At 40.7% G+C, this 26,185-nt stretch carries 28 protein-coding genes; 10 read left to right on the top strand and 18 right to left on the bottom strand.

Features of this window, described 5'->3' with window-relative positions:
- Nucleotides 1–7: 7 nt before the first annotated feature.
- Both SNE25_RS27735 and SNE25_RS27730 read right to left on the bottom strand, forming a co-directional pair.
- Nucleotides 8–466: a hypothetical protein gene (locus SNE25_RS27735; protein ID WP_321562269.1), complete on the bottom strand. Its 459-nt coding sequence runs from the start codon at nucleotides 464–466 to the stop codon at nucleotides 8–10.
- A gap of 84 nt (nucleotides 467–550) precedes the next feature.
- Nucleotides 551–1,255: a hypothetical protein gene (locus SNE25_RS27730; protein WP_321562268.1), complete on the bottom strand. Its 705-nt coding sequence runs from the start codon at nucleotides 1,253–1,255 to the stop codon at nucleotides 551–553.
- Between the two features lie 210 nt (nucleotides 1,256–1,465).
- Between SNE25_RS27730 and SNE25_RS27725 the strand changes: the two genes are divergently transcribed.
- Nucleotides 1,466–2,695, top strand: coding sequence for an NADP-dependent isocitrate dehydrogenase (locus SNE25_RS27725; RefSeq protein WP_321562267.1), 1,230 nt, complete (start codon nucleotides 1,466–1,468; stop codon nucleotides 2,693–2,695).
- A gap of 138 nt (nucleotides 2,696–2,833) precedes the next feature.
- Nucleotides 2,834–3,814 carry a type I phosphomannose isomerase catalytic subunit gene (locus SNE25_RS27720; protein ID WP_321562266.1) on the top strand — a complete coding sequence of 327 codons (981 nt, stop codon included), beginning with the start codon at nucleotides 2,834–2,836 and terminating at the stop codon, nucleotides 3,812–3,814.
- 48 nt (nucleotides 3,815–3,862) lie between these two features.
- Here SNE25_RS27720 and SNE25_RS27715 read toward each other — a convergent pair whose 3' ends face one another.
- From SNE25_RS27715 to SNE25_RS27690, 6 genes are all read right to left on the bottom strand, one after another.
- Complete coding sequence (locus SNE25_RS27715) at nucleotides 3,863–4,279, bottom strand: response regulator (protein ID WP_321562265.1); 417 nt, start codon at nucleotides 4,277–4,279, stop codon at nucleotides 3,863–3,865.
- A 13-nt stretch (nucleotides 4,280–4,292) separates the two neighbouring features.
- The gene (locus tag SNE25_RS27710; RefSeq protein ID WP_321562264.1) at nucleotides 4,293–5,765 is read right to left on the bottom strand and encodes an ATP-binding protein; all 1,473 of its coding nucleotides are present in this window, start codon (nucleotides 5,763–5,765) and stop codon (nucleotides 4,293–4,295) included.
- Between the two features lie 451 nt (nucleotides 5,766–6,216).
- The gene (locus SNE25_RS27705; protein ID WP_321562263.1) at nucleotides 6,217–6,870 is read right to left on the bottom strand and encodes a DNA alkylation repair protein; all 654 of its coding nucleotides are present in this window, start codon (nucleotides 6,868–6,870) and stop codon (nucleotides 6,217–6,219) included.
- A 6-nt stretch (nucleotides 6,871–6,876) separates the two neighbouring features.
- Nucleotides 6,877–7,347: a YciI family protein gene (locus SNE25_RS27700; RefSeq protein WP_321562262.1), complete on the bottom strand. Its 471-nt coding sequence runs from the start codon at nucleotides 7,345–7,347 to the stop codon at nucleotides 6,877–6,879.
- Between the two features lie 81 nt (nucleotides 7,348–7,428).
- A complete protein-coding gene (hppD, locus tag SNE25_RS27695; protein ID WP_321562261.1) occupies nucleotides 7,429–8,574 on the bottom strand; it encodes a 4-hydroxyphenylpyruvate dioxygenase in 1,146 nt (381 codons plus the stop codon).
- Nucleotides 8,575–8,694: 120 nt separating this feature from the next.
- The gene (locus tag SNE25_RS27690; RefSeq protein WP_321562260.1) at nucleotides 8,695–9,855 is read right to left on the bottom strand and encodes a homogentisate 1,2-dioxygenase; all 1,161 of its coding nucleotides are present in this window, start codon (nucleotides 9,853–9,855) and stop codon (nucleotides 8,695–8,697) included.
- 335 nt (nucleotides 9,856–10,190) lie between these two features.
- Here SNE25_RS27690 and SNE25_RS27685 point away from each other — a divergent pair, with 335 nt between their 5' ends.
- The 5 genes from SNE25_RS27685 (at nucleotide 10,191) to SNE25_RS27665 (ending at nucleotide 13,650) form a co-directional block, all read left to right on the top strand.
- The gene (locus tag SNE25_RS27685) at nucleotides 10,191–10,457 is read left to right on the top strand and encodes a hypothetical protein (RefSeq protein ID WP_321562259.1); all 267 of its coding nucleotides are present in this window, start codon (nucleotides 10,191–10,193) and stop codon (nucleotides 10,455–10,457) included.
- Between the two features lie 25 nt (nucleotides 10,458–10,482).
- Entirely contained in the window at nucleotides 10,483–11,478 is a 996-nt protein-coding gene (locus SNE25_RS27680) for a fumarylacetoacetate hydrolase family protein (RefSeq protein ID WP_321562258.1), read from the top strand.
- 114 nt (nucleotides 11,479–11,592) lie between these two features.
- Nucleotides 11,593–12,483, top strand: coding sequence for a flavin reductase family protein (locus tag SNE25_RS27675; protein ID WP_321562257.1), 891 nt, complete (start codon nucleotides 11,593–11,595; stop codon nucleotides 12,481–12,483).
- Between the two features lie 126 nt (nucleotides 12,484–12,609).
- Nucleotides 12,610–12,879 (top strand): hypothetical protein, encoded by a 270-nt coding sequence (locus SNE25_RS27670; RefSeq protein ID WP_310102282.1) that lies wholly within the window; start codon nucleotides 12,610–12,612, stop codon nucleotides 12,877–12,879.
- 3 nt (nucleotides 12,880–12,882) lie between these two features.
- On the top strand, nucleotides 12,883–13,650 hold the full coding sequence (locus SNE25_RS27665) for an NlpC/P60 family protein (RefSeq protein ID WP_321562256.1): 768 nt from the start codon (nucleotides 12,883–12,885) through the stop codon (nucleotides 13,648–13,650).
- 126 nt (nucleotides 13,651–13,776) lie between these two features.
- Here SNE25_RS27665 and SNE25_RS27660 read toward each other — a convergent pair whose 3' ends face one another.
- The 8 genes from SNE25_RS27660 to SNE25_RS27625 form a co-directional block, all read right to left on the bottom strand.
- Entirely contained in the window at nucleotides 13,777–14,523 is a 747-nt protein-coding gene (locus tag SNE25_RS27660) for a LytR/AlgR family response regulator transcription factor (protein WP_321562255.1), read from the bottom strand.
- Nucleotides 14,520–15,554: a sensor histidine kinase gene (locus SNE25_RS27655; RefSeq protein WP_321562254.1), complete on the bottom strand. Its 1,035-nt coding sequence runs from the start codon at nucleotides 15,552–15,554 to the stop codon at nucleotides 14,520–14,522. The genes SNE25_RS27660 and SNE25_RS27655 overlap by 4 nt, the downstream gene beginning before the upstream one ends.
- A 158-nt stretch (nucleotides 15,555–15,712) precedes the next feature.
- Complete coding sequence (locus SNE25_RS27650; protein ID WP_321562253.1) at nucleotides 15,713–16,048, bottom strand: DUF4288 domain-containing protein; 336 nt, start codon at nucleotides 16,046–16,048, stop codon at nucleotides 15,713–15,715.
- A 17-nt stretch (nucleotides 16,049–16,065) separates the two neighbouring features.
- Nucleotides 16,066–16,902 carry a LiaF transmembrane domain-containing protein gene (locus tag SNE25_RS27645; protein ID WP_321562252.1) on the bottom strand — a complete coding sequence of 279 codons (837 nt, stop codon included), beginning with the start codon at nucleotides 16,900–16,902 and terminating at the stop codon, nucleotides 16,066–16,068.
- A 318-nt stretch (nucleotides 16,903–17,220) separates the two neighbouring features.
- Nucleotides 17,221–17,622 carry a LiaF transmembrane domain-containing protein gene (locus SNE25_RS27640; RefSeq protein ID WP_321562251.1) on the bottom strand — a complete coding sequence of 134 codons (402 nt, stop codon included), beginning with the start codon at nucleotides 17,620–17,622 and terminating at the stop codon, nucleotides 17,221–17,223.
- A 228-nt stretch (nucleotides 17,623–17,850) separates the two neighbouring features.
- On the bottom strand, nucleotides 17,851–19,128 hold the full coding sequence (locus tag SNE25_RS27635) for an adenylosuccinate synthase (RefSeq protein ID WP_321562250.1): 1,278 nt from the start codon (nucleotides 19,126–19,128) through the stop codon (nucleotides 17,851–17,853).
- 38 nt (nucleotides 19,129–19,166) lie between these two features.
- Nucleotides 19,167–19,634: a Fur family transcriptional regulator gene (locus tag SNE25_RS27630; RefSeq protein WP_310091542.1), complete on the bottom strand. Its 468-nt coding sequence runs from the start codon at nucleotides 19,632–19,634 to the stop codon at nucleotides 19,167–19,169.
- A 142-nt stretch (nucleotides 19,635–19,776) separates the two neighbouring features.
- Nucleotides 19,777–21,999: a RelA/SpoT family protein gene (locus SNE25_RS27625; protein WP_321562249.1), complete on the bottom strand. Its 2,223-nt coding sequence runs from the start codon at nucleotides 21,997–21,999 to the stop codon at nucleotides 19,777–19,779.
- Between the two features lie 108 nt (nucleotides 22,000–22,107).
- Here SNE25_RS27625 and SNE25_RS27620 point away from each other — a divergent pair, with 108 nt between their 5' ends.
- The 3 genes from SNE25_RS27620 to bshB1 are packed head-to-tail and all read left to right on the top strand — an operon-like array spanning nucleotide 22,108 to nucleotide 23,968.
- Complete coding sequence (locus SNE25_RS27620) at nucleotides 22,108–22,725, top strand: DUF4294 domain-containing protein (RefSeq protein WP_321562248.1); 618 nt, start codon at nucleotides 22,108–22,110, stop codon at nucleotides 22,723–22,725.
- A 2-nt stretch (nucleotides 22,726–22,727) separates the two neighbouring features.
- Nucleotides 22,728–23,228 (top strand): glutathione peroxidase, encoded by a 501-nt coding sequence (locus tag SNE25_RS27615; protein WP_321562247.1) that lies wholly within the window; start codon nucleotides 22,728–22,730, stop codon nucleotides 23,226–23,228.
- 14 nt (nucleotides 23,229–23,242) lie between these two features.
- Complete coding sequence (gene bshB1 / locus SNE25_RS27610; protein WP_321562246.1) at nucleotides 23,243–23,968, top strand: bacillithiol biosynthesis deacetylase BshB1; 726 nt, start codon at nucleotides 23,243–23,245, stop codon at nucleotides 23,966–23,968.
- A gap of 79 nt (nucleotides 23,969–24,047) precedes the next feature.
- Here bshB1 and SNE25_RS27605 read toward each other — a convergent pair whose 3' ends face one another.
- Both SNE25_RS27605 and lat read right to left on the bottom strand, forming a co-directional pair.
- Nucleotides 24,048–24,485 (bottom strand): hypothetical protein, encoded by a 438-nt coding sequence (locus SNE25_RS27605; protein ID WP_321562245.1) that lies wholly within the window; start codon nucleotides 24,483–24,485, stop codon nucleotides 24,048–24,050.
- Between the two features lie 235 nt (nucleotides 24,486–24,720).
- On the bottom strand, nucleotides 24,721–26,052 hold the full coding sequence (gene lat, locus SNE25_RS27600; protein ID WP_321562244.1) for an L-lysine 6-transaminase: 1,332 nt from the start codon (nucleotides 26,050–26,052) through the stop codon (nucleotides 24,721–24,723).
- Nucleotides 26,053–26,185 lie beyond the last annotated feature (133 nt).

The raw sequence follows: 26,185 nt of genomic DNA, 5'->3' as shown, positions 1-26,185 counted from the left end.
TTAAAAATTATTTCAAAAATTCCGTGTCGTTTTTAGGATACCCTTCATCGTCAAGATCATCACGATCGTCTTCGGGGGTGTGTGCTAATGCAGAATCTGTAGGGTCAACCTCTACAATAGAGCCTTCATCAATGTGCATGCCAAGGTCGTCAACATCCGTTTCAAGCGATCTTTTTTCTACATATTCATCAGCCGTATCATAGGGGTTTGCCTCATCATAGGTCGAATTCATATCGTCGCCATTTTTTACCGAAGTATCATACGGGTCGGGATGGTCATAGTCCGGATCATCACTTCGTACATCATATTCAAAGCTGTTATCATCAGGATTATATTTAAGGTCTTCCTTGTCAATGGTTTCACCTAATTCATCCTTTAATGTTCTGTCACGATCGGTACTATTATCATTTAGTGCATCGTCGTCTTCATAATCATCATATCCGGGATTTATATTTTGATCGTTCATAGGTTTATATTTTACTTAAATATACCGAAAACCTTGCCAAAAAAGCAAAACCAATTCATCAAATTAACATTGCTGAATTTTATACTAATAATGTATTTGCTTTCTATATGAAGTTACCCCGCCAATGGCAAATTTTACCCCCAAAGTAAATTGCGTAAACATATCATTAGCATACTTTGTGTTTAGCAATTTTGTATTGTAACCGTCCAGATTATCATTCATTACAAAATTGTACTGATAGCCCAGGTCAATTTTTACGCTGGGTTCATTATACTGGTTAAATATCTTAATTTCATAGCCTATCCTTGCAGGTATAACGGGGATATTGGTGTTGTTATCACCGGGCAGGCCGACATCCGCTTTTTCAACTACGTGATTTACCAGATAGCCAACACCGGTTGAAAGATATAAGTTTTTAAAGGCATTAAGCACATTGCTTTGCGAGTAATCAATCAGTTCACCGGCCTGTAACTGCACCTTTAAAAAAAACAAAGCAAAATGATTTTCAAACTGCAAACCGTAACCCGCAGCGGGGTCTCCGGCCTTAAGCCTGCCAAACTGGCCCTCAAAAACATAATTAAGAAAAGGTGTTTGGTTGTAAGTAAGGTTGAAATGGGCCGACGGCGTTTTTTTTATTGCAGTAGTTACATCGGTACCTGTCGGGTTGTTTAAACCTGCCGCAAAACCTATATCATACTGTGCATAATCATATCCTATTTGGGCTTTTGCTAAAAACGAGCAAATACATAATATGGTTATAAGGAGTGTTTTTAATCTTGGTTTGATCATGTTTTGTGAAAATAAAGGGCTGTTTTATATAACCTGCTTGGTTAGTTGTGTTATTTTTTGTAAAAATAGCACGCAACCTCACAATTACAATAAGTTGGCCATAATAAAGTCAGGTTAAAGCAATCAATAATTTTCATGTATTATTTAATGCAATAGCTAAAGTCTATTTAATATATTTGGTGCCAATAAAACAAAAAAACAACATCAGGTATGTCAAAAATTAAAGTAGAAAATCCGGTAGTTGAACTGGATGGAGATGAAATGACCCGAATTATCTGGAAATTTATCAAAGACAGGTTGATAATTCCTTATCTTGATCTTGATATAAAATATTATGATCTGGGTATCGAGTATCGTGATGAAACTAATGACCAGGTGACTATTGATGCCGCGAATGCTATTTTAAAATATGGTGTAGGTATTAAATGTGCAACTATTACGCCTGATGAGCAACGCGTACAGGAGTTTGGCTTAAAACAAATGTGGAAATCGCCAAACGGAACTATACGTAACATTCTGGATGGTACCGTTTTCCGTGAGCCAATTGTAATGGCCAATGTACCGCGTTTGGTACCTAACTGGACAGCTCCTATATGTATTGGCCGTCATGCATTTGGCGATCAGTACCGCGCTACCGATTTTGTTACCAAAGGTAAAGGCAAGCTTACTGTTACTTTTACCCCCGAAGATGGCGGTGCAGAACAGTCATACGAAGTATATAACTTTAAAGGCGATGGTGTTGCCTTAACTATGTACAATACCGACGAATCAATAAAAGGATTTGCCCGCGCCTGCTTTAACCAGGCTCTGTTAAAAAAATGGCCTTTATATCTGTCAACCAAAAACACCATCCTTAAAAAATACGATGGCAGGTTTAAGGATATTTTCCAGGAGATATATGAAAACGAATTTAAGCTGGAGTTTGAAGCCAACCAGTTAACTTACGAGCACCGCTTAATTGATGACATGGTTGCATCTGCTTTAAAATGGCATGGTAACTTTGTATGGGCTTGTAAAAATTATGACGGCGACGTACAGTCTGATACCGTAGCACAAGGTTTTGGTTCATTAGGTTTAATGACCTCGACCCTGGTTACACCAGATGGCACCGTAATGGAAGCTGAAGCAGCACATGGTACCGTAACACGCCACTACCGCGAGCACCAGGCCGGTAAACCTACCTCAACTAACCCAATCGCTTCAATTTTTGCGTGGACAAGAGGTTTGGAATTCCGTGGTTTGCTTGATAATAACCATGAACTGGTAAACTTCTGCAAAACTTTAGAGCAGGTTTGTATTGAAACTGTTGAAAGCGGTAAAATGACCAAAGATTTGGCCATCACCATTAAACCCAAAGTGGAGCACGGTAAAGATTATTTATATACCGAAGAGTTTTTGGCAGCTATTGACGAAAACCTGAAAGCCAAATTAGGTAAGTAATATTGAAATTGTAAAAAGTAAAGTCCGCATAAAAACTATGCGGACTTTTTTTATTCATTTGCTAATTAATGATAAATCAATTTAGCGTTTTATCATTTCTTATTTATCTCCTAACTTAGCGGCATAAAAACATTAGTCATGTCAGCATTATATCCGTTAAAATTCAAAACCATTTATAAAGACAAAATATGGGGTGGTCAAAAGATCAAAACCTATCTGCATAAAGATTTTGGCGCTTTGCCAAATTGCGGCGAAACCTGGGAAATATCAGGCGTGAAATCTGATGTATCTGTTGTTGCTGATGGCGCACTGGCAGGCGAATCATTAGCCGACTTACTGGAGAAATACCAGGGCCAACTGGTGGGCGAAAAAGTTTACGCTCATTTCGGTAATATATTTCCGCTGCTGGTAAAGTTTATTGATGCTAATGATGACCTATCTGTACAGGTGCACCCTGATGACGAATTGGCCAAAAAACGTCACAACTCATTTGGTAAAACCGAAATGTGGTATGTAATTGAGGCCGATCCGGGATCTACACTGATTGCCGGCTTTAACCAGGATATGACAGAGCAAAAATATGTCGACGCTTTAAACAGCGGCCATATTATGGATATTCTGAATAAAGAAGATGTAACCGCGGGCGATGTTTTCTTTTTACCGGCCGGCAGGGTGCATACCATCGGCAAAGGATTACTGATAGCCGAAATTCAGCAAACGTCTGACATTACCTACCGCATATATGATTTTGACAGGGTTGATGATAAAGGCAACAAACGTGAGCTGCACACCCAAGAAGCGCTTGCTGCTATTGATTACAAACATTACCCGGAATATAAAACCGGTTATCAGCCTAAAAAGGATGAAACTGTAAAGTTGGTTAAATGCCCTTACTTTACTACCAATCTGCTTGATTTTACCCACAGCACTGCAAAAGATTATTCAACGCTCGATTCGTTTGTGATCCACATATGTGTGGAAGGTGACTATACCGTAAAATATAATGATGAGGCATACCCTGTAAAAATGGGCGAATGTATATTGCTGCCTAAAAACATTGATAAGATAGAATTGGAAACAACAGGCGGCTTTAAAATACTGGAAAGCTATATTGAATAGTTAGAAAGCATCTGATAAGTATGGGGCATTTTATAGGGCCTGTACTTATTAATTTGTATCGTTAAGATCGCGGAATATTTTGGCTAAACGTGATACATCTACCGGTTTAATGATGTAATCAGAAATATCAGAATTTTTTTTTGCACGTTCAATATCATTAATATCAGTTGAGGAACTGAGTATATAAATCGTGATTTTTTTCCCCAGTTGTGATTTTATTTCCGCAAACTCATTCATAAATTCCCATCCATCCATAACGGGCATACTGATATCCAGGAATATAACATCGGGTAAATTATTTGCGTTGAGCGGGTTCTTAAAATAGGAAATTGCCTCACTGCCGTTGTTAAAAGTGCATACCCGGCTGCTCAGGTTTTTCAGGTTAAGCAATTTTTTAAACCCGTAAACATAGGTTGTGTTGTTATCAATAATACAGGCGTTAACAGGAGGGGGACTTACAATCATTATAGCTTTGTAATTATACCAGCTTGATTGTAAATTTAGTGCCAATATTTACGGTGCTTTCAACTTTGATGGTACCTCCAAGGGCCTCTATCTGGTTGCGGGTAATAAATAGCCCAATCCCTCTTGCATCGGGATTTTGGTGAAATGTTTTGTACATGCCAAATATCTTGTCGCCATAACGTTCAAGGTCAATTCCTATTCCATTGTCTTCAAATATGAGGTAAATATGATTTCGGTCTTTCAGAGTATAGCACCTGATCAACGGCTGGCGCTCCGGATGGCTGTATTTTAAGGCATTGGTGAGCAAATTTTGTAATATGCTTTCCATATATGCCGGTATATAACTTATTTGCTGACATTGGCTAAAATCATACTCTATACGTGCATTAAGCGCGTCTATATTGCTTTTTATAGCCGATTGTATGTTTTTGAAAATGGATTCGAAACTGATTATACTGCGCTCGTTGGTAATTTCAGTTTGTATCTTAACAATTTCATTAAGATGTTCAATGGTTGCGTTTAGGCTTCCGCTAATTGATTTTATATGCGAAAAAATTTCATTACGGTCTCCTGCAAGTTCAGTTTCTTCGTATAAATTCACCATAAACTGTAAATTACCGGTATGCGACCGCAGATTGTGCGATACGATATAGGCAAAATTTTGCAGTCGCCTGTTTTGATCAGTTAGCAAATTCAGCGACGATTCAAGGCTAAGGCCCTTGCGCTTGTTGTTGTCAATATCCTGTATGATGCCTCTAACCTTAACGCTTTTTCCAAAATCATCAATAATAGGCACCCCCTTGGCCCTTACCCATATTACGTTGTTTTTAGCTGTTCTGAACAGTAATTCAAGATCATAAGGCTGGCAAAATTCAAGGGCATTATTTATGGCATGTTGTATTACAGAGCGATAGGAGGGCTCAAAAAAGCTTATAGCTTCATCAAGGGTTAGTTTTACCTGGCTCTGTAGCTCATAAATATCATATATCTGTTTTGATAATGTAAGGTTGAGGGTTCCTGCTTCAATTTCCCAGCTGCCCAGCTTGGCAATCCTGATGGTTTCGCTATAAAGCAGGTCATTTTTGGCAGCCTGCAGCTGGGCCTGCTTATATTGATTTATATTAATAATAGAGCCGTAAATTACGTGCCCGTTTTGATCATCGTGCCTTTTAATGGTACTTTCGAACCAATGATAGCCTGATGCTTTGGTAAGTAATCTTATTTGTAAAGGTTTGGCAGAGTTTTGATTATTTAAGGCGTTAAGAAAAATATGTTTGTCCTGATGGTAAAGCAGATGTTCGAAAAATAAATGGTTGGAGCACTCAATTTCGTTTGGCGCGTACCCTAAAATGGTATAAAAGCCGGTTGACCATTTTATAGCTCGCGTATTAATATTATACTCCCAGATACCGGCATTAACATTATCAATTATTTGAGCAAGATGCAGCCTGCTATCGTCAGAAAATTTATCTTCAGAAAAACTCATATTGTTAATACCCTACTCATTTATTCATTAAGGACATGTTCTCTATTAGAAAATTATGTGCCATAATTTTAAATCCCGAAAATTACAACCATAGGTTGTGTCTGTTTTTTTCTGATCTTTAATATTAAAACTTAAACTGTCTTGGGTCAAATATAATATTTGAAACGATATAATCTGCTCTTATTCTGACTATTACCCAATAAATTTATTAATGTGTTTTTTTTATTATTTACGGTGATAAGGAAGTAAATAAGGAGGATTTAGACGTTTTGAGTGTTATTTGACCAAAACTACCGCAAAACGAATAAATAATGACTTTAAACCGAGAGCTTTTCTTTGAAAAATAGAGAGATACCAAATTGAAAAATAAAAAATAGGAGCTTTTGATATATATTTAAGAGTTTACGTCCTGTATTTTAGCCATTTTATAATAAAGGAGAAAATATTGTCATTATCTGGAAGTCAGCTCGTTTAGCGCGTTGGTCGCTATCCATTTTGCAGATTTATGATTTTGCTTTAAAATATTATGTGCCGTTTGTATGGCTGCCATTTTTAAAATATTATTTCTCTTCCCTATTTGTCTCAATGCCCAGTTTACGGCTTTCTTAACAAAATTTCGGTTGTCCCAGGCTTCACGTTCCATAATAGGGAACAACCTGAAAAATGTTTCATCGGATGCTTTTTTGTGATGCACTGCATATTCGGCCATTAAAACAAAGCCTGCACGCTTAATAAATTCTTCTTCATGGGCACTAAATTCTATAGCTTTTGCAATGGCGAAGGGGGTACGGTCAAACAAATTACCACATACCTGATCGCACAGATCCCAGGAGTAAAAATCTTTTGTCCAGTTGTCTATTTGCTGTTCTGTTACTAGGGCCGGGTCATCAATCATAGAGGCCAGCATACGTGCTTCGTGCAAACCGGTATCCCAAAGCTCGAGCGCAAGGGCATGATTTTTCCCGATGATTTTAGCCAGTTTACGCAACTCGGGAAGCTTTACCCCAATGGCATGAGTGGCGTCAATACCAAAACGCTGCATACCTGCAAGATAAGCAGGCTCCGCTTTATCTTTTAAAAGGTCAATGATCTCCCGTACCGCCATCCGGATTTAATCAGTTATGCTTTTACTTTGTAATTTGTTGTGTATGCCGGTTACTTCCATCAGCGCGGCCGAGCAGTAAAAGGGGTGTAACTCCATAACTAATGAACCTGCTTTAATGGCAGGGTCTGTTTCGGTGAGTGCTTTAGCTTCCTCAATGCTTTCTACATTAAAAATAAATATTCCTTTAATGGGCTGGTCATCTAAAAATGGCCCTGCCACCACTAACTTTCCTTCATCGGCTAAACGGGTAATGTTTTTTAAATGTGCCATTTGCAAGTGCATCCTTGCCGCCGAATCTTTTAGCCGGTTTGGGCCTGATTTTAAAAAGGCCATTACATATTTTTTCATGCCATACTCATCGGCACCCAGCTTTTTGGCAAGAACGGCATCATAAACAGGTTTGGCGGCGGTGGTATTTTGCGCAAAGCAATTAAAACCGAAGGCTATAATTGCCATTAACAAAATGAGCTTTTTCATGATATTGGGGATTTAAGGTATACCAAATATAACTAAATCAAAAAAAGAAAGCCGGGCTATGTCCGGCTTTCTCATTTCTCATCAAAGATTTCCCCTTAATTCCTGTTCCCGTTCAATAGCTTCAAACAATGCTTTGAAATTACCGGCACCAAATGATTTTGCACCTTTACGCTGAATAATCTCGAAAAATAGGGTAGGCCTGTCTTCAATAGGTTTGGTGAATATTTGCAGCAGGTAGCCCTCATCATCGCGGTCAACCAGGATACCCAGTTTTTTCAGGGGCTCCAGATCTTCATCAATATGGCCAACCCGGGAGGTAAGGTCATCATAGTAGGTAGTGGGTACGGTTAAAAACTCCACACCCCGTTTTTGCAGATTGGTTACTGTAGCCACAATATCATCAGTAGCCAGCGCCATGTGCTGTACGCCTTCATCCTCATAAAATTCCAGGTACTCCTCAATCTGCGATTTCTTTTTGCCCTCGGCCGGTTCGTTGATCGGGAACTTTACATAACCATTGCCGTTGCTCATTACCTTGCTCATGAGGGCGGAGTATTCGGTGCTGATCATTTTATCATCAAAGGTTAAAATGTTCCTGAAACCCATAATGTCCTCGTAAAAATTAACCCACTCGTTCATTTTATGCCAGCCCACATTGCCCACGCAATGGTCAACATATAGTAAGCCTGCGGTTGGCGGGTTATATACAGTTTCCCACTTTTGATATCCGGGTAAAAACAAGCCTTTATAGTTCTTGCGCTCAATAAACAGGTGCGCAGTTTCGCCATATAGCTTTATGCCGCTGGTGCGTACTTCGCCATGTTCATCGGTAAGGGTTTGGGGCTGCTGAAAAGGTACAGCGCCGCGTTTAACGGTTTGCTCAAAGGCATCATAAGCATCATTAACCCAAAGTGCCAGTACCTTTACGCCATCGCCATGTTTTTTAATATGCTCGGCAATAGGGTGGTCGGAGTGCAGGGGAGTAGTCAGCACAATCCTGATCTTGCCCTGTTGTAAAACGTACGATGACCTGTCGCGCACACCGGTTTCTGGTCCGGAGTAGGCCAGGTTCTGAAACCCGAACGCGGTTTTATAATAATGAGCGGCCTGCTTGGCGTTGCCCACATAAAACTCCACATAATCGGTACCGTTAAGGGGTAAAAAATCAGCCCCCTCTAAATCTCCCCCGGTAGGGGAGACTTTTTTATTTATGGTTTGTGTTTGCATTGTTTTAATGATTTGCCTCACCCCGGCCCTCTCCAAAGGAGAGGGAGTCTTGTTTAGTGAGTAGTTGATGTTTAATTTATTACGCTTTTGCAATTCCAGGTCCTCTCCTTTGGAGAGGATTTAGGTGAGGCTCCAGCTCTTATAATAATTCTCATCCTCAATTTTTACAGCATCCTCTGTAAGCATCAGCGGGCGGAATGGATCTATCATTACAGCCAGTTCATCGGTTGATTCTTTACCGATTGATTTTTCTACCGAACCAGGATGCGGGCCATGCGGTATGCCGCCCGGGTGCAGGGTAATCTGCCCTTTTACTACGCTTTTACGGCTCATAAAATCGCCGTCCACGTAGTACAGCACCTCGTCGCTGTCCACATTGCTGTGATTGTAAGGCGCTGGGATTGAGAGCGGGTGATAATCAAACTTACGCGGTACAAAGGAGCATATTACAAAGTTGTTGCCCTCAAAGGTTTGGTGTACCGGAGGCGGCTGGTGCAGGCGCCCGGTTATTGGTTCAAAATCATGTATGGATAACGCCCAGGGATAATGAAAGCCATCCCAACCAATAAAATCAAACGGATGGGTGCCATATATGTATGGATAAATAAGCCCCTGCTTTTTGATCAGTATCTTGAAATCGCCATACTCATCGCGGGTGTCCAGGTTGGCCGGGCGTTTAATATCGCGCTCGCAATAAGGGGAGTGCTCCATCAATTGCCCATATTGGTTGCGGTAACGTTTTGGCGGACGAATCGGGCTAAAGCTTTCTACAATAAAAAGCCTGTTATCTGGCGTATCAAATTCCATCTGGTATATGGTACCACGTGGTATCACCAGGTAATCACCATACACAAATTTAATCTTACCAAAACCTGTTTTCAATGTACCCGAACTTTCATGTATAAACACCACCTCATCGGCCTGGCTGTTCTTATAAAAATAGTCGGTCATGGATTTGCGCGGCGCGGCCAGCGAAATATGCAGATCGCTGTTAACAAGCACCGGTTTGCGGCTTTGCAGATAATCATCTTCCGGCTGAATGTTGAAGCCTATCAGACTAGTGTGTTTCAGGTGTTTTTCGCGCACTATTTTTGGCTCCACGCTGTAAGGCTCGCCCAATGTTTTTACGATGGTGGGCGGGTGGGCATGGTAAACCAATGAGTATAAACTGGAAAAACCTTCGGTAGATACCAGTTCTTCGGCATATAATGAACCATCGGGCTTACGGAATTGTGTATGCCGCTTTGGCGGAATAGCTCCTAATGAATGATATACAGGCATAATGTTTTAATTGGTTAACAATAAAACGTTTAAAATATCAGGATAGTTTTAAGCAGTTGTACCGCCAACGTAAAATGAACAGTGCGGTTAACGGCTTATTTAAAGCAGGGAAAAGTACCGTAATTAGTATTGAGCAAGTACAATTTTAGCAAGCACAGCATCTCTGAACGATGAGGCATCGCTCATACTGGTAAGGCCCAGCGAAAACAGGAAATGCTTTTGTATGCTTAACATGGTTAACACGAAATTAAACGTAATATTTTTAATATGCAAGCATAATAAATTAACCACCCGTAAAGTAAATTGATTAGTTTTGAGTTAACCAATCACCAGTTATGATCAAGAAGAAAGCCATATTATGGGGAATACCTATCTGGATTATAATAACCGTAGCGTTTTCAACATTTGATGCTGCTGCAGACGGATTCACGTCTATTGGTTTTCCTCTGCACTTTTATACCTATTTTGAAGGTAAATCAGCCTCCGGTAGTTTTATAAAACACGGAGTTATTTTAACGTACTTTTTAATAGATGTTATTGCATTGATTGCTTTTATTTTATTGGTTCGTATTACTTTATTAAGCAGGCGAAAGCCGATTTAAAACTCAATTATAAACACATCATCCTATGAAATTAGTATCCTATAAAACCGAAGACCGTGAGCATTTAGGTATTTTTATAAATAATCACATTTATAACCTAAACTCGTGCGACAAGCTGATCCCCGACAATATGAACGAGTTTTTGTGGGGAGGCGACGAACTGATGGATCATGCCCGCAAAGTTCACAACGCTATTAGTTCGGGTAAAATGGAGGCTAAGGAGGAATTGTTTTTTGAACTGATTGCGCCGGTGCCCCATCCGTCGTCATGCAGGGACGGGTACGCTTTCAGGCAGCATGTGGCCGCGGCCCGTCGTAACCGTAAGGTTGATATGATACCGGAGTTTGACCAATACCCCATATTTTATTTTACCAACCATAATGCCATACAGGGGCCCGGCGAAATTGAATGTATGCCCGATCATTTTAACAAACTCGATTTTGAACTGGAAGTAGCGGTAGTGCTCAATAAAAAGGGACGTAACATTAAAGCTGCCGATGCAGATAGTTTTATTGCGGGTTACATGATCATGAACGATATGAGCGCCCGCACTCTGCAAATGGAAGAGATGCTGCTGAACCTCGGCCCGGCAAAAGGTAAGGATTTTTCGACGGTGATTGGCCCCTGGCTGGTAACACCCGATGAACTGGAACAATATAAGGTTGCCCCCAAAACCGGCCACATCGGCAATACCTATAACCTCGAAATGAAATGTGTAATAAGCGGCAAACAGGTATCGGCAGGTAATATGGCTGATATGGACTGGACCTTTGCCGAGATTATTGAACGTTGCGCTTACGGTTGTGATGTGCTGCCCGGCGATGTTATAGGCTCAGGCACGGTTGGTACCGGCTGTTTTCTGGAGCTGAATGGAACGGGGTTATTGAATGACCCCAGCTATCAGCCCCAATGGCTTAAAGACGGCGACCTTATTGAAATGGAGGTTACCGGCCTGGGTATGCTGGGCAACATCATAAAAAAAGCCGATAGTGATTTTTCGATATTGGCACTGAAGAAGTAACACAAAAATAAAAATCATGTCGTTGCGAGTAACGAAGCAATCGCGGACTGTATATGTTCTGCATAGTATGCGATTGCCACGCTGCGCTCGCAATGACATATAGTAATACGTTATATGCCATCAATAAAGGTTTCCGATATTTCCATAGCGCATCTGCATAGCTATCTTAACCATGCAATTGCGCCAAGGCCTATTTGCCTGGCTTCTACGGTAGATAAGGATGGTAATGTGAACCTGAGCCCTTTTAGTTTCTTTAATGTATTCAGCACCAATCCCCCGGTTTGCGTGTTCTCGCCATCGCGCAGTGTGCGCGACAATACAACAAAACATACGCTTGAAAATATTTTAGAAGTACCTGAATGTGTGATTAATATTGTTAATTACGATATGGTGCAACAGGTATCGCTTTCGAGCGTAATGTATGCCAAGGGGATAAATGAGTTTATTAAATCGGGTTTAACGCCTGTGGCGTCCGAATTAGTTAAACCGCCCCGCGTAGCCGAGGCGCCTGTACAATTTGAGTGCGTTATTAACCAGGTGATCTCCCTTGGCGATACACCGGGCGCGGGCAACCTGGTTTTGGCCGAAATTAAGCTGATTCACATTAAGGACGAGATTTTGGACGCCGAGGGCAGGATAGATCAGGCAAAGATTGATCTGGTGGCCCGTTTGGGTGGCGACTGGTACTGCCGCGTTACCGAAGACAACCTGTTTAAAGTAGCTAAACCCAATATGAAAATGTGTATTGGTGTGGATGCGCTGCCATACAGCATCCGCAATTCGAGGGTGCTTACCGGTAATAATCTGGGTCAGCTCGGCAACCTGGAGGCATTACCTTCCGACGAAGCCATTGAAGCTTACATGTTATCCCCCGGAATTAAAGAACTGCTGGATGCCACCATTGGCGACAGCCAAACCCGCGAACTGCAGCTACACTTAAAAGCCAAACAATTGCTTGATGAAGATAGGGTAGCAGAGGCGTTAATGGTGTTATTGATGGAATGAGGTTGGAATGACCTGATATCTACCGGGTATTTTAACTTTTTTTATTATCGCTAACATCATTGATGGTCTGTTTGAATAATGTGAATTATTTCATAAATTCGTATAACGGCCTAATAATGAGCTTAAATGAAACAGGAAGAATTGGACGAACGTTATTCCATAGTTGAAAAACTGGTCAGGCTGTTTAAGTTTGAGCGGTTTATTCATCTTGCTGTTACTGGTATTTCCTTGGTGATTCTGCTTGTTGCCATTTCACTTATGATTTACAATAAAGAAGCCGGTAAGGCCGAATTATCACTAATGTTTGGATCCTCGGGCCTAATTACCTACACTGGCGGCCGACTTCTTCGAATGTGGGATCAGGCGTTAAAAATTATTGTAACCGGTAAAATGTAAGTAATGAATGAGCTCGATAACCTGGAGAAATCTTCCCGAAGATCGGCAATAATCAGCCTTATTGGTATTTTGATTTTTATTACATCATTAATATTTGCCAGCTATAATCTATTCAATTCAAATAAAGAGCTGAAAGAAATAAAGGCCGAACTCAAAAAATCAAGCGATAGCTTAATTATTCAAAAAAAGGCTGTAGCTGAATTGAGAAACCGGATAACTGGGCTTAAAGCAGATGAATCGCAGCTTAATCAGTATCTGATAAGTTTAATAGAAAGCACGCAGGCAAATCAAGGCAACGCGCTTGCCGATGGCGAAAGAATTGACTGGAGCAATATCAAAAGCACAATTATAAATCTACCGTCGGGGAAAAGAAAGCTTGCATTAACAATAGCGCTTTTAACAACCTGGAAACAAATCCCGTTTGAGTTGGGCAGAAACACTCCTAAGTCCAGTTTTGATTCTCCCGGATATATACAATATGTACTAAAACAAACCGGGATTAATATTAACAGAAACACTGTTGAACCGCTTTCAGGAACTATCATGAAACTTTATAAAAAAGTAGACAAGCCCTTGCCTGGCGACTTAATATTTTATAAGGGACAAATTGGTAGTTTTGGTTTCTTTTACGTTGCCCCTGGTGCCAAAAGCGGGCAGGGTATTGCTATAGGCACTCTGCAAGCGGTATCCCCCCTAGGTATTTATGATACCATAAATATCAATACCGAATATTTTCCTTTTATAGGTTATTACCGGGTTGAATATGATTAAAGTAACTTTTGAACACGTTTGGGAATACTTACGAAGTTTTTAAAACTTCGTAAGTATTTAATTATTTTGATTCATAAAAAAAGACACATGGATGTGTCTCTACGATAAATAGAACATTTAAAAAGCTTATATACCCAATACCTGTTTCAGCTTCACATACCCGGTTTTGCTTACTGGTATTTTGGCGCCCGATTTTAGTATGGCCAGATGGGCATCTTTTTCGTAAGGGTCTATACGGGTTATCTGCTGTATGGCAATGATATAAGAACGGTGAACCCGCACAAACTGGCGTGCATCAAGCGTTTGCTCAAAAAAGTTCATGGTTTTATTTTTTAGGTATGAGCCCTCGTGAGTAAATACGCTTACATAATCATCATCGGCCTGCAGGTATACTACATCAGATACTGGAATGATTTTCACTTTAGTGCCTGTTTTAACCACGATGCGCTCATGCTGTGCCGGCGATTGAGATGCCGCGGTTTCCAGCAGTTCTTCGGTTTGCTTAGGGGTATGTTTTTCAGGAGCAGTAGCCAGATATTTTTCCATAGCCTTGTTAAACCTGTCTTTACTAAAGGGCTTTAACAGGTAGTCAATAGCATGCGCTTCAAAGGCCTTTATGGCATATTCATCAAATGCGGTGGTAAATATTACCGCAGGAGGCTGCTCTACAAGTTCAAGCATTTCAAACCCGTTTATTTTAGGCATTTGTACATCCAAAAAAATCAAATCGGGTTGGTGCTGCTGTATGGCTTTCAATCCCTCAAAGCCATCATTACACTCTTGTATCAATTCAATTTCGCTAAAATTCTGAAGGTATTCCTTTACAACCATGCGGGCTAAAGGTTCATCATCAATAATTAAGGCTCGCCTCATAACTGTGGTATTTTTATAATGGTTGTAAATATATCATCATTTGCATGAGTTTCCATCAAATCGTTACGGGCAAAAAGCAAATAAAGACGGCGCTGCACCCCTCTTAAACCAAAACCTGTACCTTTTTGAGGCCGTGAAGTTTGCGGGTCATAAGGGTTTTGCACCATCAGTACCAAGTAATGCTCCTCCATTTCGCTGCGTATGCTAACGGTAACCTCGCCGGTCGTATCATACAAACCAAACTTTATGGCGTTTTCAACCAGGGGTTGCAACAGCATTGAGGGCATTACCGCTTCGCCGCATTTATCGTCGCAACTTATTTCGGTTTGCAGGCGATGGCCAAAACGAACCTTCTCAATGTCCAGGTACAGGTTCAAATGTGCTAATTCTTCACTTAAAGGCACGAGGAGCTGATCGTCTTTTTTTAAAGTTCCTCTTAAAAAGTCAGACAGCTGGTGTATCATGCGGCGGGCTTCATCGGGTTTAAAACCAATGAGCGCGTTGATGGAGTTAAGGCTATTGAACAAAAAGTGAGGCTGTAATTGCTGGCGCAGATTGTAAAGTTCGGCATCGCGCGCCAATTGTTCAGCTTCGGTTTTACGTTTCTGGGTTTCTTTTTGATCAAGCTGCGAATACCATAATAAACTGATCATGGCCATCCAGCCGATGGCTAAAAAGTCGGTAAAAAAACGGATGGTTAATGATTGCTGTACAAAGTTCACAAACACCTTGTCGGAATGAATAAGCGGCAGCAGGTAGCGGCAACCCAGTGTGCAAATGCCCGCGAGCGCCACGCACCATATAAATAGGTTAATATAGCTGCCTTTACCAGGCTGGTAATAGCGCAGGTTATTATTTATAAGCCAGCAGGCGCCAGATAATAAAACAGCGCTCAGCAAGCCGTCTGTTGAGGCGGTAAACCAAAAAAAGCCAAAACTATGCACAATATAAGTTTGCAGGCCAGCCCATACAAGGCCGCATACAACAAATGCACCGTACAATTTTGAAGCTGATAATGTTGGTAATGCCAAAACTTATATTCTTTTACTAATTGATTTTAAAAATGATGAACACCGAATAATAAATATTGAATAATGAAGTAATCAGGTTGGTTACTGATTTAAAATTTTCACATCGTTCTTAGATATTGGAAATTCATTATTCAATATTAGGATTTTTATTTTTTCTGCTAATTTCTTGCACCTAATAGTGCCGATTTATGATGCGCCCAGGCAATGTACAGGTCGGCATCGGGTGTTTCATGAATATTGTAATACAGTTCGGCGCCATCGGTAAGGTCATTGATTTGGTTCAGTTCGGCCACATCAATAAACTGCCATTTAACGGTTTGTTTTTCAATGTTTTTGAAGCAGTCCTGATTGGCATGACCAATTTTGTTTGCTTTTTCATAGGCACTCAGTTCTGTATCGGCACTAATTAATCGTAATTGCTCATCAAATTGTGGCAGATGGTCGCCATTGCCACTAATCACCCTGAAAACTAATTTTGCTACGTACCAGTTCATGATTATTGATTTTATAATTAATAGCTGCGTATGTCAACACCTGCAAAAATGGATGTTCCTTTAAGTACCAATACCTTATCATTATTGGGCGAGGCGGTACTCCTGATCCTTTTATCATCAACACCGGCAAAAACTGCAGCGAGGTCAGATATTACCTGCCAGTTTGATGGTACAATGATTTTTGTGCCGCCAAAAACCTGGGTAATATCAATAATTACCCTACCGTTAATATCGGCTTGTGTAAAATCAAGTTCGGCGCCACCAAAAATGTTTACTATTTCACCTCCTTTAAAGTCTTTGGAGAGTATGGTTTTATTAACGCCGCCAAAAATAGAAATCGCTTCAAGGAAGTCATCGCCCCTTTGGTAATCATAAGGAGGGATATTTGGGTCTTTTGGTGGTACATCGCCATCTTTTATAGTATAATCAGCTTCGGGGCCTTCTGTGCCAAAATTGATAGCCTCTTTGTCCTGTTTTTGCCATTTACCGCCCTTATATTGTTTTTCCCAAAATTCGGGGTCTGAATTTTTGCCCCGGCGTAGTATGAGCCACATACCAAAAGCAATAATGGCTATGGGCCAAACTATGCGGCCGGCATCGGGAATGTTTTCATTAAATAAAAATGCTATTCCTAAAAAGGTGAGGATGGCCCATGATGCTTTTCTGAAGTTGTGTTTGGCGCCTAAATAAAGGCCCCAGGCTATAAGCCACATTGGCCAGCTGAATATCCATGAGGGAATAAAAAAATCGCCAAACTGCTTTAAAAGCAATACCCCACCTACTACAAGCAGTATAACACCTGCCATGGCTTTTCCTCTATTGGGGTTGTTTGATTGTCCTATATCGTTGTTCATTTTGTGTGCATATTAAATCATATCCAAAACTAAGGTAACATTATAGATGAGCCAAACAAAAACTGGTGATATATTTAAAGAAATCGGTAAAAATACAGGTTTTGTCGGTGAAAAAGCCTGGGGAAATATTTGGCTGCTGATCATATCATAAAATGTAATGCTCAACTTGTACGGCTGCACGCTGAAGCTTGTTGCAAACGACGACCTGAAATACTTCCTGCCAATATTGGAATAAGTTGATAACAACCTGAATACTCAACAAAAAGGGGAATACCCAAGCGGTACCCCCCTTATATTAATTGAAAACAAACTATTAAATTATGCCTCTGGTTCGGTTGGTTTACCAAAATGAAAAGTGCTTTTTGGTTTTTCAAAATAATAATCTTCCTTATGTTTTTGGGGCTTAAATATCATCCATGCGCCAAAACCCATTATAGCTACAGGCCAAACAATATTGTCGGCACCGGGAATGTTCTGGTCAAGTAAAAAGGCTAAGCCTATTAACATGATCATGATCCATGATGGTTTACGGAAATTATATTTAGCGCCCATATATAAACCCCATGCTATAACCCACATGGGCCAGCTAAACAGCCAATCGGGCGTAAAAAATAAGTCGAATTGCCTGATCAGTAATATACTGCCTATGGCCAATAAAATTACCCCTGCGGCGGTTTTGCTATTATTGGGAGTAATGGTAGTTTCTATATCGTTGTTCATCGTTTTAAGTATTAAATTATACCTAAAACTACGCCACTATATAGGGTACCACAAGGCAAAGTTGGTGGCATTGGGCAAATAAACGGTAAACAGGTAGGTTTACCCGGTGAAAATGGAGGGGCGGTTAAGGCAAATCGGAGTAGATTTGATACCAAAAACGAAATGCCGCCTCATAATTGACTTATGAGACGGCTTCTTCGTTTTTGAAGAGTTGCAAAACCGAAAATATTAATGCAATACCAGAGTCTGTTTCCTGTCCGGACCTACAGATAGGTATTTTACCGGAACGCCAAGCTCGGTTTCTAAATAATCAATGTATGATTGCAGTTTGGCCGGGATCTGGGATAGTTCGGTAATGCCGGTTAAATCTTCGTTCCAGCCATCAATTTCTTTCAAAATTGGTTCAGGACTTACCGAGCAAATATCATATGGCATGTAGTCTATTTTTTCTCCCAGGTAGTTGTAATGCGTACATGCATATATTTTATCAAAGCCGCTCAATACATCGGCTTTGGTCATTACCAGTTGGGTAACGCCGTTAAGCATAATGGCATATTTTAAAGCCGGTAAGTCAATCCAGCCGGTACGGCGGGGCCTTCCGGTTGTTGCGCCAAATTCATGGCCTGTACGGCGTAATTCTTCGCCGGTTTCATTTTCCAGTTCGGTAGGGAATGGGCCGCCGCCAACACGTGTACAATAAGCCTTGAAAATGCCTATCACATCGCCAATTTGCTGAGGTGCTATACCTAAGCCTGTGCAGGCTCCGGCTGCTGTAGTGTTTGACGAGGTAACAAAAGGGTATGATCCAAAATCGATATCAAGCATCGCGCCCTGGGCACCTTCGGCCAATACTTTTTTGCCCTCTTTAATGTATTTGTTTACCAGGTGTTCCGAATCAACAAGCGGAAACTGGCGCAATACTTCCAATGCTTCAAAAAAGGCTGCTTCGCGTTCAGAAAAATCAGCTACTTCGCCATATAATGCCTGTAGCATGGATACATGCTTATCAACCAGTTTCTGGTAGCGCTCCTTAAAATCAGGCAGAGTAATATCGCCAATGCGCAGGCCATTACGACCTGTTTTATCCATATAAGTAGGACCAATACCTTTTAAGGTAGATCCTATTTTACCATCACCCATTTTTTTCTCATTTGCAGCATCGAGCAACTGGTGGGTAGGTAATATCAGGTGCGCTTTTTTAGCTATCAGTAAATTCTTTTTAGCTAAAAGATCGTGCCCGGCATCCTTTAATTTATCTAATTCTTTTTTAAGGGTTATAGGGTCAATTACCACACCATTACCAATAAGGTTCATAGTGTTTTCAAAAAATATGCCCGAAGGAATGGTATTTAAAACGAATTTTTTACCATCAAACTCTAAAGTGTGCCCGGCATTTGGGCCGCCCTGGAAACGTGCAATCAGGTCATAACCTGCACTAAGCACGTCAACAATTTTTCCTTTACCTTCATCGCCCCACTGGAGGCCTAATAATACGTCAACAGCCATTTATGTAAATTCAGAGTATAATATTAAGGGAGGCAAAGTTAAATTTTTCTGTCACAATTACCCTCCCTTAATTTTACGCAATTGCCGTAAAGATTTAAGGAGTGGTGTTTGATTTCGAATTTTAAGATATCGCCCATCATGCTTTGTATCTGCTGTATGCGCGGGTCGCAAAACTCAACTACTTTGCCGCAGTCGATGCAAATAATATGGTCATGTTGTTTGTAGCCGTACGATTTCTCGAACTGGGCCATATTTTTACCGAACTGGTGTTTTGTAACCAGGTCGCATGATACCAGCAGCTCCAACGTGTTATAAACAGTGGCACGGCTTACACGGTATTTTTTATTTTTCATGTGGATGTATAATGATTCCACATCAAAATGATCTGTGCGCGAGTAAATTTCTTCGAGTATAGCAAAACGCTCGGGCGTTTTACGCAGGTTTTTATTTTCGAGATAAGCCTCGAAAATTTTTTTCACCAGCGCTATGGTATCCTGTTGAGGCATAATAGTCTATTAAGGGAACAAAGTTATTAATAAAAGATAGAATCAGGAAATGAGAATCAAGAGACAAGAAGTTATAATCCAAAAAATGTGTTTGAATTGATTTTAACATCTTGGTTCTTCTCTCTTAACTCTTGCCTCTCGTTTAAGAAGCCTTTTCAATTACCGAATCAAAACGGTTAACCGAGGTAATACCCTTTACCAGTTTTAAATTCTTGATAAGGTTTTCGAGGTGCTGGGTATCATTAACATAAACCATCAGCGAACCTTCAAAGATGCCGTTATCACTATCTACCGTAATGGAGCGGATATTCACTTTAAAATCGTGCGATATTACCGTAGTAAGTTTATTGATTAAACCCACATCGTCAATGCCGGTAATGCGTAAACCGGTTAAGAATGCGAGTTCCTGTTGGTTGGTCCACCGGGCTTTCACAATACGATAGCCGTAATTAGCCATTAGTTTAGCGGCATTAGGGCAGTTGGTGCGGTGTATTTTAATACCGTCGCTCACGGTAACAAAACCAAATACATCATCGCCGGGGATAGGATTACAGCAATTGGCCAGTTTATAGTCAATCTTTTGCATGTCCTCGCCAATGAGCAGCATATCACTGTCTTTGGTTTTAATGTTGCGCAACATGCTGTGAACCTGTTCCTGCTCTATTTTATCCTGGGGCTTGTTTTCAATTATTTTCTCTGACGCCTGGTAGTCCTTCAGGTCCTTCATGTCAATAATACCCTTGGCAATATTATAAAACAGGTCCTGGGTTGATCCGAGCTTGAAAAAATAGCTCAGCTTATGTATATTTTCAGAGTTATAGGTGATCTTGAGCGATTTGAGTTTACGTTCCAGGATCTCCTTACCATCTTCGGCAATTTTCCTTTTTTCTTCTTTTAATGCCGATTTTATTTTCGCCTTCGCTTTCGCGGTAACTACAAAATTAAGCCAGTCTTCCTTGGGTGTTTGCTTACTGGAGGTAATAATCTCCACCTGGTCGCCATTTTGCAGTTTATAGCTTAGCGGCACCAGTTTATGGTTCACTTTGGCCCCAATACAACTGGCGCCCACATCGGTATGTATTTCAAAAGCGAAATCAAGCGCGGTGGCATTCAGCGGCAGCTGTATAAGCGCACCTTTTGGCGTAAAAATGAATATTTCATCACTGAAAAGGTTCATTTTAAAATCGTCAAGGAAGTCGAGCGCGTTCGAGTCGGGGTTTTTAAGCATATCCCTAACCTTTTGCACCCATTGGTCGAGCCCGCTATCGGTTGATGATTCTTTATATTTCCAGTGTGCGGCAAAACCTTTTTCGGCAATTTCGTTCATGCGTTTGGTGCGTATCTGCACTTCAACCCATTGCCCGCGCGGACCCATTACCGTGGTATGTAATGATTCATAACCATTGGCCTTTGGCGACGAGATCCAGTCGCGCAGCCTGTCGGGGTTAGGGCGGTACAAATCGGTAACAATTGAGTAGGCTTTCCAGCAATCGGCCTTTTCATGCTCGGGGGCGCTGTCCAGAATTACCCTGATGGCAAAAAGGTCATACACCTCTTCAAAAGGGATCGACTTTTTCTTCATCTTGTTCCAGATGGAGTGTATTGATTTTGGCCTGCCAAACAGATCAGCATCCAATCCCTGGCCAATAAGTACCTTTTTTACCGGCTCAATAAAATCGCGGATAAATTTTTCCCGTTCGGCCTTTTTCTCGTTCAGCTTGTTTTTAATAAACTGGTAAGTTTCGCGTTCCATGTATTTCATGGAAAGATCTTCCAGCTCAGATTTTATGGTATATAAGCCAAGCCTGTGTGCCAGCGGGGCATACAGGTAAACTGTTTCTGACGATAGTTTAAGCTGCTTATCGCGCGGCATAAACTCCATGGTACGCATGTTGTGCAGACGGTCGGCCAATTTAATCAATATCACCCGTACATCATCGGCAAGGGTGAGCAGCATTTTACGGAAATTTTCGGCTTGTAAAGAGCTATTGGTATCAAATACGCCTGATATTTTGGTTAAACCATCAATGATCTTGGCTACCTTTTTACCAAATTCCATCTCAATATCATCCAGCGTCATGTTGGTATCTTCAACCACGTCATGCAGCAGGGCACACACTATGGAGGTGGTACCCAACCCAATTTCTTCAGCGGCTATCTGTGCCACCGCAATGGGATGGTATATATAGGGCTCGCCGCTTTTACGGCGCATATCTTTATGGCTTTCCAAGGCCATATCAAATGCCTTGCGTATCATGCGCTTATCGCCTTTTTGCAGGGTTGATTTACAGGCACGCAGTAAGGCGCGATATCTTTTTAATATCTCATTTTTTTCCGCTTCCAGGTCAATCACTAACTCTTTCATATGTTGATATTAATGGTATTACTTGATAAACTTGTAATTATAAATTATTATTACAGATTATATTAAAATACCACAAAAAATTGCTTTAATTTTGTATTAAGTAAAATTATGAAATTTATTGGTTTTCTGTTGTTGTTTTGTTGTTGCATAACGGGCTCGCTGCGGGCCCAGACAGATAAACCTGCACCAGTAAGTTTAGGCAAAAATGATACCATCAAAACGGCTATGACCGATCTTGACGGAGAATTGGTCCCCTGGATTGTTACACCCGAAGTGAAAATTGTTGATACACGTATATTTGCCAGTGAGGCCGACCGTATGGCTTACCTCAGACTAAGGTATAATGTGTTCAAAGTGTTGCCTTACGCACGTTTTGCGGGGGAACGCTATCGCCAGTTGCAACGCGACCTGGCACTTACAGGAGATAAACACAAGCAAAAGGAGCTGGTGAAAGCCTGTGAAACGGAAATAAAAACATTGTTTAACAAGGAAATAAAAAATCTGACAATTAGTCAGGGTGAGGTTTTGATAAAGCTGATTGACCGCGAAACCGGTACTACCAGTTTTGCAATGGTTAAAGAACTGAAGGGCGGTTTTAAAGCATTTATGTTTCAATCAGTTGCCAGTATATTTGGCCATAACCTAAAGGAAACCTATGACCCTGAAGAGCAGAAAGATATCGAGGCTATACTTAGGCAGGCCGGATATACTTCCACTAACAATTAATAATGGATAATAACAGTATCTACAGGTTTAATGTTTATACATTAAGCGGTGAAGAGATCAGCTTATCTGCATATAAAGATAAAGTACTTTTAATAGTTAATACAGCCTCCCAGTGCGGGTTTACACCGCAACTTAAAGAATTGGCCATTTTGAAGGAGCAGTTTAAGGACAGGGATTTTGAAATACTGGCCTTTCCGTCTAATGATTTTGGCGGGCAGGAGCCTCTGGAAGGAGCGGCCATTGCGGCTTTTTGTGATAATGCCGGAGCTAATTATCCTGTATTTGATAAAATAAGGGTGCGCGGCCCGTATGCGCATCCATTGTACCAGTTTTTTGCCACCAGAAAAGATAATGGTCGCCTTAAGTCAGTCCCCCGATGGAATTTTCATAAGTTTTTGATTGATCAATTAGGCCATGTAACTGATTTTTATTATCCTTTTACCAAACCCACCTCTTCAAAGATCAGGAAAAAAATTGAGCGCCTTTTATCGGTCGCTCGTTAATTCAATCCACATTTATGCTTAAATTAGATATATTAGTCTTATCGGTTCATCCCGACGATGCCGAACTGGGGTGCTCAGGCACTATCTTAAAACATATAGCCATGGGTAAAAAGGTAGGTATTGTCGACCTTACCCTTGGTGAACTGGGAACAAGGGGGTCGGCAGAGATCAGAGCCCAGGAAGCGGCAGCCGCTGCAAAAATATTAGGGCTTGCCGTAAGGGAGAACCTGGCCCTGCCCGATGCTTTTTTTGAGAATACCAAAGAGTACCAGTTGAAGGTTATAGCTGCCATACGCAAATACCAGCCTGCAATTGTAATAACCAATGCTTACCATGACAGGCACCCGGATCATGGACGGGCCAACGAACTGGTAGAAGCATCGGCTTTTTTGGCAGGACTGCGTAAAATTGAAACCCTGGATGACGACGGCGTAGTGCAACAAGCGTGGCGACCTGATCATGTTTTACATTTTATACAGGATAATTACATTAAACCTGATATTTTAATTGATGTTACTGATTACTGGGATAAAAAAATAGAGAGTATTTACGCTTTTGGTTCGCAATTTTATAACCCTGACTGGGGAGACGAACCACAAACCTATATTTCATCGCCGCAATTTATTAAAGTTGTTGAGGCCCGTGCCATTGAGTTTGGTAAAAGCATATCAGTAAAATATGCCGAAGGATTTACCAGTAGAAAGATTTTAGGAGTAGATAATTTATTTTACTTAAAATAATATCTATATTAACTATTAATAAATAAGCCGCAATGTATTAACGCTGCGGCTTATTTATTAATATGTAAGCAAATTAATATCAGGCTTTTATATATTCGAAGCGGTTATTTTCATTGCTTCTTTCCCTTCTGAGTTTACCCTCATTAGCAAGTTTTAATAATATGCCCGAAAGTTCTGAGGTTTTAAAATCTGAGTCAAACTGTTCTTTGCAATAATTGGCAATTGATGATATTGAGCGTGATTCGTTAAAGAAATCAGTGTTCAATAATTGATTAAGTATTTTGGTGGCGCCTGGTTTTTTACGACTGGCTGATGCGAAATTTTCTTCATCTGGGCGCATTCTACGACCTTTTTTGCTGTATATCTCAGATCCGTCCGCATCCACTTTTTCGGATTCTATCATTACATCTAATAAGCGTTCAATGATCCGCACCTGCACAGCTTCGGATTGGAACGAATTAACAACTTCAGACACCTCAACAAGTTGTTTCTTTAATTTCTCTATGTGTTTGCTCATGGCGTAAAAAAAGAATTGATTTATACTTTAATAGGGATAGTACAAATTTAACTCGAATAATAATTAAAAATATAGCGTATTTTGGTTAAAAAATAGTATATATTAATATTTTACTCTCCAAGGCGCTCCAAATGAGCCATTCTTTGTTCACTACAACGGCTTAATTACATATTATATATTAAAATCGGATGCTTTGTAGAGGGAACTAATTTACTTGCAACGATATTATTAGTTATTATAAAGTACGTGATATTTTTTCAAGTACGTCGAGTCCGTGGTTAACGTGCTCTTTTTCAATGATAAGCGCGGGTCTGAAACGTACGCTTTTATCTCCGCAGCCTAAATACATAATATTATTGTCGAAACCACGGTTAATAAATGCATCGCGTTTGCTTTTGTCAGGAAAATCAAACGCGGTAAGTAAGCCTTTGCCACGTACATTGCTTATCACGGGAGTTCTGGCGGCGATTTCACTTAACTGGTTTTGCAGGTATTCGCCCATTTGAGCCGCGTTTTCGCAAAGGTCATCTTCTTCAATAATATCCATGATTTTTGATGCCCTTACCATGTCAACCAGGCTACCACCCCAGGTAGAGTTAATGCGCGATGATACCTTGAAAACATTGTTCTCCACCTCGTCAACACGGTTGCCGGCTAATATGCCGCATACCTGCATCTTTTTGCCAAATGCTAAAATATCCGGACGGGCCTTTTCTCCAAAATGTTCATGGCACCAGAATTTGCCGGTAAGGCCAACCCCGGTTTGCACTTCGTCATATATAAGCATGGCCTCATATTCGTCGGCCAGCTCCCTTAATTTTTCAAGGAACTCCTTGCGTACGTGGTTATCGCCCCCTTCAGATTGTACCGGCTCAATAATAATTGCGCATATATCATCCTTATTCTCGGCAAAGGCTGTCCTGATCTGTGAAATAGAAAACTGCTCACGCTGTACCAGGTCGTCATGGTTGCTGTCGCTGTATGGAAATTTAATATAAGGTACTGATACGCGGGGCCAGTCGAACTTGGCAAACCATTTTGTTTTATTGGGCAGCGTATTGGTAAGGCTTAAGGTATAGCCAGAACGGCCGTGGAAAGCGTGTTCAAAGTGCAGTACTTTATGCCCTTTCTCTTTGGTGTAGCCTCTGGCAAAATTTTTCTGTACTTTCCAATCCATTGCTACTTTTAACGCGTTTTCAATAGCTAATGAACCACCCGATATAAAAAAGGCATGGGGCAGATAATCAGGTATGCCTACTCTGGCAAAGGTTTCTACAAACTGAGCGTACTGGGCGGTATATATATCCGAGTTTGATGGATTGGTTAAAGCTGCCAGCATCAGATTTTTTTTAAACTCCTCATCGTTCACCATTTTTGGGTGATTATAACCTAAGGGCACCGAAGCAAAACAGGTAAAAAAATCAAGCAGCGTCCGGTTATATTTAGCATCGTAAATATAAACACCCTTACTTTTTTCCATATCAAAAGTGAGGTCGAACCCATCGGCAAGTACGTGCTTTTGTAACGAAGCCTGTACGTTTTCGGGAGAAACAAGTAGGTTGTACATATTATTTTGGTTTAATACAAATCTACTAAAAAGCCCTCAAAAACAAAATTTAGGCGGTTTTTGAACCGATTGGGGAAAAAGTAACTTTAAATTGTTTAAAGTTACTTTTTGTACCAAAGCCAAAAACAGTATA

Source organism: Mucilaginibacter sabulilitoris (assembly GCF_034262375.1).
Taxonomy (GTDB): Bacteria; Bacteroidota; Bacteroidia; order Sphingobacteriales; family Sphingobacteriaceae; genus Mucilaginibacter; species Mucilaginibacter sabulilitoris.
This window is presented reverse-complemented; position numbering and strand designations above follow the sequence as displayed.

Excerpts from the sequence above, each read along its gene's own strand:
- SNE25_RS27735 (WP_321562269.1), bottom strand. The coding sequence starts at position 466 with ATGAACGATCAAAATATAAATCCCGGATATGATGATTATGAAGACGAC.
- SNE25_RS27730 (WP_321562268.1), bottom strand. The coding sequence starts at position 1,255 with ATGATCAAACCAAGATTAAAAACACTCCTTATAACCATATTATGTATT.
- SNE25_RS27725 (WP_321562267.1), top strand. The coding sequence starts at position 1,466 with ATGTCAAAAATTAAAGTAGAAAATCCGGTAGTTGAACTGGATGGAGAT.
- SNE25_RS27720 (WP_321562266.1), top strand. The coding sequence starts at position 2,834 with ATGTCAGCATTATATCCGTTAAAATTCAAAACCATTTATAAAGACAAA.
- SNE25_RS27715 (WP_321562265.1), bottom strand. The coding sequence starts at position 4,279 with ATGATTGTAAGTCCCCCTCCTGTTAACGCCTGTATTATTGATAACAAC.
- SNE25_RS27710 (WP_321562264.1), bottom strand. The coding sequence starts at position 5,765 with ATGAGTTTTTCTGAAGATAAATTTTCTGACGATAGCAGGCTGCATCTT.
- SNE25_RS27705 (WP_321562263.1), bottom strand. The coding sequence starts at position 6,870 with ATGGCGGTACGGGAGATCATTGACCTTTTAAAAGATAAAGCGGAGCCT.
- SNE25_RS27700 (WP_321562262.1), bottom strand. The coding sequence starts at position 7,347 with ATGAAAAAGCTCATTTTGTTAATGGCAATTATAGCCTTCGGTTTTAAT.
- hppD (WP_321562261.1), bottom strand. The coding sequence starts at position 8,574 with ATGCAAACACAAACCATAAATAAAAAAGTCTCCCCTACCGGGGGAGAT.
- SNE25_RS27690 (WP_321562260.1), bottom strand. The coding sequence starts at position 9,855 with ATGCCTGTATATCATTCATTAGGAGCTATTCCGCCAAAGCGGCATACA.
- SNE25_RS27685 (WP_321562259.1), top strand. The coding sequence starts at position 10,191 with ATGATCAAGAAGAAAGCCATATTATGGGGAATACCTATCTGGATTATA.
- SNE25_RS27680 (WP_321562258.1), top strand. The coding sequence starts at position 10,483 with ATGAAATTAGTATCCTATAAAACCGAAGACCGTGAGCATTTAGGTATT.
- SNE25_RS27675 (WP_321562257.1), top strand. The coding sequence starts at position 11,593 with ATGCCATCAATAAAGGTTTCCGATATTTCCATAGCGCATCTGCATAGC.
- SNE25_RS27670 (WP_310102282.1), top strand. The coding sequence starts at position 12,610 with ATGAAACAGGAAGAATTGGACGAACGTTATTCCATAGTTGAAAAACTG.
- SNE25_RS27665 (WP_321562256.1), top strand. The coding sequence starts at position 12,883 with ATGAATGAGCTCGATAACCTGGAGAAATCTTCCCGAAGATCGGCAATA.
- SNE25_RS27660 (WP_321562255.1), bottom strand. The coding sequence starts at position 14,523 with ATGAGGCGAGCCTTAATTATTGATGATGAACCTTTAGCCCGCATGGTT.
- SNE25_RS27650 (WP_321562253.1), bottom strand. The coding sequence starts at position 16,048 with ATGAACTGGTACGTAGCAAAATTAGTTTTCAGGGTGATTAGTGGCAAT.
- SNE25_RS27645 (WP_321562252.1), bottom strand. The coding sequence starts at position 16,902 with ATGAACAACGATATAGGACAATCAAACAACCCCAATAGAGGAAAAGCC.
- SNE25_RS27640 (WP_321562251.1), bottom strand. The coding sequence starts at position 17,622 with ATGAACAACGATATAGAAACTACCATTACTCCCAATAATAGCAAAACC.
- SNE25_RS27635 (WP_321562250.1), bottom strand. The coding sequence starts at position 19,128 with ATGGCTGTTGACGTATTATTAGGCCTCCAGTGGGGCGATGAAGGTAAA.
- SNE25_RS27630 (WP_310091542.1), bottom strand. The coding sequence starts at position 19,634 with ATGCCTCAACAGGATACCATAGCGCTGGTGAAAAAAATTTTCGAGGCT.
- SNE25_RS27625 (WP_321562249.1), bottom strand. The coding sequence starts at position 21,999 with ATGAAAGAGTTAGTGATTGACCTGGAAGCGGAAAAAAATGAGATATTA.
- SNE25_RS27620 (WP_321562248.1), top strand. The coding sequence starts at position 22,108 with ATGAAATTTATTGGTTTTCTGTTGTTGTTTTGTTGTTGCATAACGGGC.
- SNE25_RS27615 (WP_321562247.1), top strand. The coding sequence starts at position 22,728 with ATGGATAATAACAGTATCTACAGGTTTAATGTTTATACATTAAGCGGT.
- bshB1 (WP_321562246.1), top strand. The coding sequence starts at position 23,243 with ATGCTTAAATTAGATATATTAGTCTTATCGGTTCATCCCGACGATGCC.
- SNE25_RS27605 (WP_321562245.1), bottom strand. The coding sequence starts at position 24,485 with ATGAGCAAACACATAGAGAAATTAAAGAAACAACTTGTTGAGGTGTCT.
- lat (WP_321562244.1), bottom strand. The coding sequence starts at position 26,052 with ATGTACAACCTACTTGTTTCTCCCGAAAACGTACAGGCTTCGTTACAA.